Here is a 7226-nt window from a genome sequence, read left to right on the forward strand (position 1 = left end):
GCGGCCTATGCCCGTGCGGTCACGCTAAAGACCTCGATCGGTTCGGCAAAGCCCTTCATCTGGCGTGTGCCCTTGGTGGTAAAAATCGCCCGGCTGCCAGCATAGGTATCCTTGACGTTCTTTGAAATCAGGATTTCATCGCCATCGGCCTGTGAGCAGACACGTGCGGCAAGCTGCACAACAGTACCAAACAGATCATTTTCCTCGGCAATGGCTTCGCCAGTATTGATGCCGATGCGAATTTGAAACTTCAACTCACCACGTTCGTTATGGCTGGCCATGTTGCGCTGGATTTCAATCGCGGCTTCGACCGAACTTGCGGAAGACGGGAACACAGCCATGATACCGTCCCCCATATGCTTTACTTCCTTGCCGTAATTGTTGATCAAGGCCGTTCGAACGATCTGGTTGTGGATATGGACCATCTGTTGTGCGCCGACATCGCCCAGCTTCTGGGTCATCTGCGTTGAATTGACGATATCGGTAAACATAAGAGCGTGCAGTTTTTTGCCGCCGTCGGGCACTTGTGCATTGCCGGGTTTTTCTATCCAGGCGGCAATTGCACGCGACACCGATGTGGTGATGCTGCGCTCGTCCTCGATATAGGCATCCATCGAACTGCGGCCCGCACCGTACATATCCTTGTATTTCGGTTCGAGGATATAGTTGTCGACACTCTTGCAGAAAGTGTCAGCCATATTTCCAGTCGCCCCAAGGGCCGTGATGCAATCCTTTAGAATTCCACGGCCATAGCCTGTTGGAAGGGCGTTTTTCTCGCTGCAGGCATCACATGCGCCTGCGACATACAGATTGACGCCGAATTTGTGATAGGCGTCCATATTCTGCACGGTGCGTTTGATCGCTTCCATTGAACCGGCGATAAAAGACTTCATCACTTTACGGGTGGTCTGCATGGCTGGGGTCTCGATCAATGGTTTGTCGAAAACGCCGTCTTTATTCTGTTCTTGCCCGTCAGGAACTTCCGTGGTGGATGTTACATCCTCCGCCGTATCTTCTGAGGTGCCCTCAATCGTATCCTCTGTAGCATTCTTTACGGTGTCACTTGCCGTCTCTTTGCCTGTTTCTTCCAGATGGTCGGGGCGGGTGTTTATGTCGGCAAAGGCGGCTGTGGGGCGCTGATTGGCCTTTATGCGGCGACCCGGATTAGGGCGCTTAGTCGTCGGCGAGGTCTTCTGGATGGCGCGGGTGCGCGACTGCGACCTTCCCTGAAATTTCTGGGTTACATTCATCAGCATTGGTACTGCGCTGGCAAGGAAGCCAACGATAAAGGCCATAAAGTTCACTTTGTCGTAGGCACCCTGACTGATCGACATTCCTAGATCGGGCAGGTAGCCCAATCCCTGTGCGGCGCCAAGCATGGCCAAAAGGCCAATAGCAATCGCAATACAGAATGCGATCATCAGTTTTAGAACAAGGCTGATCAGTCCGGGGATTTGATCGCGGCTGGTCGGTTTGGCAGTCTGTTTTGGTTTGGCCGTAGCCGGTTTGTTATGGGGGTTGGCATAAGATTCGGAGGGGCTTGTCGTCGTCGGGCCTGCTACGGCGCTTCCTGCGGGGCCAGACCGAGCAGGCGCGACCTGTGCCGGTTCTTTTGGACCGGACTGGCGCGTTTCATAGACAACATATTCCTCAGCAGCGTTGCTGTTGTGGTTATAAACTTCGCGGATAACCTTTGCGGCCGAAACATGCGCCATTCTCTCAAGCGAGCGTGCTTCTTCCTCAGCCTGTTTTTTTTGCGCACCAGTAAAGTGGGCGTGGATTTCCCAACGCCCTGAACGGTCTTTTGCGTAGACCTCATAACTGACCTGGGTGCGCGCAACCACCTGGTTCATTCAAATAGCCCAGTTTTCCCGAGAACAAGCGACACCATCCCCGTCTGCCACGCGGTATGCGCCGACCAAAGATTATGGCAAGAAAATGTCGGTCTGACCATTAAATATGACCATAGGCAAGGGATGTTAAAGGTTGCAGGTAATTTTTGTCGAGGCAGTTAAACATGAGCCCGAAAAGAAAAACGCCCGCAGCATCGTAAAGATGCAACGGGCGCTGATCCCATAGATCGCCAAAAAGACGATCTTTGATTAGTTACCGATATTGAAACCGGCGAAGCGCTTCTTGAACTTGGCAAGCTGCCCGCCACTGTCCAGCAGACGATGAACACCAGTCCAAGCCGGATGGCTTTTTGGATCGATGTCAAGCTTCAACACGTCGCCTGGTTTGCCCCAGGTCGATTGGGTGGAGAAGGTGCTGCCGTCCGTCATTTGAACGGTGATTTCATGGTAATCGGGATGGATATCTTTTTTCATCGCCTATCACTCCGGAATTTGAAGCGCGGTGTATAGGGGAAAAAATCGACCTGCGCAACCCCTGTAACCGGGAATTCGTGGATAAACCCGGATTAACAGTTTCGCGCGGGGCTTTTTGTCCTGTTCCAAAGCGATCAGGACGACATTGACCTGGACTAATCGGTTAACACGCTATGATGCAGGCTTGCACCAGACCCTTTATATAGTATGGTGCGCCACATATGAAATTGTCGCCTTTCCAAGGGGTGTGTGCCCCTTTTGACAGACGGAGTGTTGATCGTGGCCCTTGATGAAACCCGCTTCCATCAACTTGCTGATGGCACCATCGGAATCCTTTCGGATCGTATTGATGATGAGATGGGGGATGATCTTGATGTCGATTTAGAGTCGGGAATTCTGACAATAGAGCTCGACTCGGGTGAGACGTTCATCATCAATAAACACGGCCCAAACCGGCAGCTTTGGATGTCTTCACCCGTTAGTGGTGCCAGCCACTACGATTTTGACGAAGACAATGAAAGCTGGACCTCGACCCGCGGATCGACCACGCTGACCGAACAGCTAACTGCCGATCTCGCGGTAAAAACGGGTCGCCGTCTTGATCTGGATTAAATCTATTTCAAAACTGGCCTGATAACAGAACGGATAAGAAAAGCGTAACCCGGAAGGCTGCTGTGGCATTAAATCCTCGTAATTCACCCCGTCTCGCAGACAGGGACTCCAGCCGTAATTTTTCAGCTCTTCGTGCCATCGTCCCCTTTGTTCTTCCCTATCGGATGCAAGTGGCGGGTGCCATAGTTGCATTGGTGGTTGCATCGGGTACGGTTCTGGCACTTGGCAACGGGCTTCGAACGTTGGTCGATAAGGGCTTTGCCGATGGCAACGGTGTTCTTCTTGATCAGGCGTTGTTTGTTCTTTTTGCGGTGACCCTTCTTATGGCCGGCGCCAGCTATGCCCGATTCTATCTGGTGTCATGGATTGGTGAACGGGTCGTTGCCGATATCCGCTCGGCTGTTTACGCCCATATTATTCGTCTGGACCCCGGCTTCTTTGAAGTGACGCGGATTGGCGAAGTCTTGTCACGCCTGACGACCGATACGACCTTGTTACAGGTCGTGATCGGATCAAGTGTTTCAATCGCGCTTCGTAATATCCTGATGTTTGTCGGTGGCCTGACGATGTTGGCCATTACCAGTCCGAAGCTTACGGCTCTTGTGTTGCTGGTGGTGCCATTGGTGGTTGTTCCGATTATCGGTTACGGGCGCCGCGTGCGCCGCCTGTCGCGCGAAGCACAGGACCGGATCGCCGATGTCAGCGCCTTTTCCGAAGAAACGCTGAATGCCTTGCGCACGGTGCAGGCCTATACCCATGAAAAAATCGAAAGCGACCGCTTTAACGGTTTTGTCGAGGGGGCTTTTAAAACAGCGATTTCGCGCATTTCTGCCCGCGCGCTTCTGACAGCAGTCGTTATTGTTATGGTCTTTGGTGCTGTTGGCACGATCCTGTGGATCGGCGGCCATGATGTGCTTGATGGTACGATATCGGCCGGCGAACTATCTGCTTTTGTCTTTTATGCAATTGTCGTGGCCGGGTCTGTCGGCGCAATCAGCGAGGTTATTGGTGATCTGCAACGTGCGGCCGGTGCTGCGGAACGGCTAATGGGGCTGCTTAAAACCGAACCGGCCATTGCCGCCCCGGCCAATCCGGTGGTGATGCCCGCAAAGCATCAGGGACATGTCAGTTTCGAGGATGTTTGCTTTAATTATCCGGCCCGTCCGGATCGTTCGGCGTTGAGCGGTTTCTCCTTGCAGGTGAAGCCTGGTGAAACGGTTGCCCTTGTCGGTCCGTCAGGGGCCGGTAAAACCACTGTGTTTCAGTTGTTGCTGCGATTTTATGATCCGGCAAGCGGGACCATTAAAATTGACAACGTCGATATTCGAACGGCTGACCCGGTATCGGTGCGCGAACGCATCGGTTTGGTCGCACAGGATCCGGTGATCTTTGCTGCCAACGCTTGGGAAAATATTCGCTATGGCCGACCCGATGCGACGGATGATGACGTCCGGGCGGCGGCTGATGCGGCACATGCCACTGAATTCCTGGATCGCCTGCCGGATGGTTTTGACAGTTTCCTTGGTGAAAAGGGCGTGCGTCTTTCAGGTGGGCAGCGCCAGCGCATCGCGATTGCACGGGCAATCCTGCGTAATCCGTCTGTGCTGTTGCTTGATGAAGCAACCAGTGCCCTTGATGCCGAAAGCGAACAGGTTGTCCAGAAGGCGCTTGAAACCATCATGGCCAGCCGTACCACACTGGTGATTGCACATCGTTTGGCAACGGTTCTGCATGCGGATCGGATTGTCGTGATTGATGACGGCAAACTGATTGCGGTTGGGACACATCAGGAATTGATGGAAACCAATCCGCTTTATAGCCGCTTGGCAAAGCTTCAGTTCGAAAGTGACGCAGCCTGATCCATCAGGTTCAGGTCTAACAATTTTAAACCGCGCCTGCATGCAGGCGCGGTTTTTGTTATCGGAAGAAACTTCACCTGAAACAGCAGTACCTGCTATGCGGGCAGCCGAGCCTGCCAACTGACGAGTGCGCGACCTGATGGGGGGAGGATCCGGGCAGGGAGAGGGATAACGATCCGTCACGGCTCTATTGTCCTCTACGACATGGCACTCTATTTCGCTTTATACCGAAAGCGGTCATGTGGCAGAGTTCAGATATTAAAAAAGCCCGCCGGTGATGATCGGTGGGCTTTTTTATAAGGCGACTGCCTTGTCTGCGATATTTGTCTATTCGGCGCTGGCGATCTTGCGATTGTGCAGCGACAATTCGGCGTATTGGCCACGCATTCCTTCGGCCTTGGACCGGAAGGTTTTCAGCTCGTTCCCCTTCAATGTCTTGCCACTAGGCATTTTGACTTTGATCGGGTTGACCTGGGCGTTGTTTTTCAGGATTTCAAAATGCAGATGCGGTCCGGTCGATGCGCCGGTGGTGCCGACATAACCGATGACATCGCCCTGTTTGACTCGTGAACCCTGTCGCAATCCCTTGGCAAAGCCTTTCATATGGGCATAGGCGGTGTCATAGGAATCGTTGTGACGCAGACGGATATAGTTGCCATAACCGCCATTACGGCCGATCTGGGCAATTGTCCCGTTGCCTGCCGCAAAGATTGGGGTTCCCGGTGGTGCGGCAAAATCAACGCCCTTGTGCATTTTGGTAAAGCCAAGAATCGGATGCTTGCGCTTGCCAAAGCCCGATGACAGACGCGCGCCGTTGATTGGTGTCCGCATCAGAGCACGACGATAAGATTCGCCCTTTTGATTATAGAAGTCGGTTTCGCCCTTGCTGTCAGTATAGGAAAACAGCCGGACATCATGCCCGCTCAGTGTCATGTTGGCATAAAGCACATCGCCATAACGGACGCGTTCATCGGAATCGTTGCGCAATTCTTCGAACATCACCTCAAAGCTGTCGCCCGGCTGGATGTCACGCTGGAAGTCGACTTCATAAGAATAAAGTTCGATCAGCTCCATCAATACCGAAAGTGGCATGCCGTTCTTTTCCGCGGCAAGGAAAAGACTCTGATCAATTACACCCGATGAAACATTGCGGACAGAGGTCAGTGCGATCTTGTCGCTTGATGCGGTAAAACCATCATCGGTCCGCGACACCGAAACCACCGTTTCGGGATCAGGCTGGAACCGCAGGGTATCAAAAAGGTCGCTGTCGCCTTCGACGTCACTTGCATACACAAGGTCGAATTCCTGACCAGCGCGTAATTTGCGCGGATTATAAACATCGCGCAGCGCCTCGATGGCGTTATAGGCAACGGATCGCTCAAGACCTGCAGCGGTCAGCGTTGCCATAAGGTTGGAACCTTTTTCAAGGACAACCGTTTCAAGACGGGGCTCGCTTTCCGGCAAGTTGGCCGTCTCGGTAAATCCGGAAGGCGGCGATGCGCCAAGTTCGCTTTCGGCAGCATTGGCCGATAAAGCGGAATCCGTTGTGTTGGAGTAATGGTCCGAGAGGATGAAACCAGCAGTTCCCCCCAGGATTGCCATGATGGTGGCAATAGATACCAAGTCTCTTCCGGCCATCGCCGCAGAACTCCCCTAGAACTAATAATGCAGTGTGCCCAACGAGTTGCTCTTTGCGGCAACATCGGCACGAACCTTATACAAAAAAGACTCGTAAATGTGAAATGCCAATTCACAACAGGTCGGACATCATTCCGTTATCAACATGATGACTGGATTTGGTTTACGAACCGTTGAAATGGATCAGGCAGGAGATTCACAAGAACGACGCTGATCTGCATGGCGAGAATGGCAAGAAAATGGCAGTGCGTTAACTCTTTAAATTATCGTCTTTCATGGGGGGCTGTTCATCTTGAAATGCTGTGCTGGCGGGGCTGCAGCGAATCACCACTCCATGCGTCCGCTTTAACCAAGGGCGGGGTGGGGCGGGCGGTTGCAGGGGCCGGTCTAGGGATCGAATTTGTGTGCATATATACGTATCTGTCAAATCGGGTGGGCGGCGAAGGATATGCCAGCGGGTTCCCTGTGGTCTCGTCATTACCTGCCCCGATTTCGTGCCATCGTCGCGCAGATGGAGTTGCCTCATATATATATGTATCACGGATGTCCCTCGGTGGCCTTTTGTGCAGGGCGATATGATGTCAACATTGGCTTTGTTGCAAAGCGGCGGTTTTCTGCGGTTTCGTCGCGAATGCCTCTTGTGTTCCTAACCAGTTGGTCAAAACGATGCTGCGGTGCACTCAATCACACGGCGATAGCGGCCCCTGTCGCAGAGTTTCTGGGCAAAGCGACTTTCCAACTTTTTGCGTTTTTTGCGCATTTTTCTTAAAAAAGGTGTTTACAGGTTTTG

The 7226-nt window shown here is 52.8% G+C and carries 5 protein-coding genes; 2 read left to right on the forward strand and 3 right to left on the reverse strand.

What is annotated here, in order from left to right; translation table 11 throughout:
- Nucleotides 1-5 precede the first annotated feature (5 nt).
- Together TALK_RS17565 and rpmE are read right to left on the reverse strand one after the other, a co-directional pair.
- Nucleotides 6-1853 (reverse strand): adenylate/guanylate cyclase domain-containing protein, encoded by a 1848-nt coding sequence (locus tag TALK_RS17565; RefSeq protein ID WP_085620450.1) that lies wholly within the window; start codon nt 1851-1853, stop codon nt 6-8.
- Nucleotides 1854-2102: 249 nt separating this feature from the next.
- A complete protein-coding gene (rpmE, locus tag TALK_RS17570; RefSeq protein WP_085620451.1) occupies nt 2103-2327 on the reverse strand; it encodes a 50S ribosomal protein L31 in 225 nt (74 codons plus the stop codon).
- 279 nt (nt 2328-2606) lie between these two features.
- Here rpmE and cyaY point away from each other — a divergent pair, with 279 nt between their 5' ends.
- Together cyaY and TALK_RS17580 are read left to right on the forward strand one after the other, a co-directional pair.
- Entirely contained in the window at nt 2607-2939 is a 333-nt protein-coding gene (gene cyaY / locus TALK_RS17575) for an iron donor protein CyaY (protein ID WP_085620452.1), read from the forward strand.
- Between the two features lie 62 nt (nt 2940-3001).
- The gene (locus TALK_RS17580) at nt 3002-4798 is read left to right on the forward strand and encodes an ABC transporter transmembrane domain-containing protein (protein WP_085620453.1); all 1797 of its coding nucleotides are present in this window, start codon (nt 3002-3004) and stop codon (nt 4796-4798) included.
- 327 nt (nt 4799-5125) lie between these two features.
- Here TALK_RS17580 and TALK_RS17585 read toward each other — a convergent pair whose 3' ends face one another.
- Nucleotides 5126-6436 carry a M23 family metallopeptidase gene (locus TALK_RS17585; RefSeq protein ID WP_245830016.1) on the reverse strand — a complete coding sequence of 437 codons (1311 nt, stop codon included), beginning with the start codon at nt 6434-6436 and terminating at the stop codon, nt 5126-5128.
- Between the last annotated feature and the right edge of the window lie 790 nt (nt 6437-7226).

Origin of the sequence: Thalassospira alkalitolerans (assembly GCF_002115745.1) — a bacterium.
In the GTDB taxonomy this organism is placed as follows: domain Bacteria; phylum Pseudomonadota; class Alphaproteobacteria; order Rhodospirillales; family Thalassospiraceae; genus Thalassospira; species Thalassospira alkalitolerans.

Excerpts from the sequence above, each read along its gene's own strand:
- TALK_RS17565 (WP_085620450.1), bottom strand. The coding sequence starts at position 1,853 with ATGAACCAGGTGGTTGCGCGCACCCAGGTCAGTTATGAGGTCTACGCA.
- rpmE (WP_085620451.1), bottom strand. The coding sequence starts at position 2,327 with ATGAAAAAAGATATCCATCCCGATTACCATGAAATCACCGTTCAAATG.
- TALK_RS17585 (WP_245830016.1), bottom strand. The coding sequence starts at position 6,436 with ATGGCCGGAAGAGACTTGGTATCTATTGCCACCATCATGGCAATCCTG.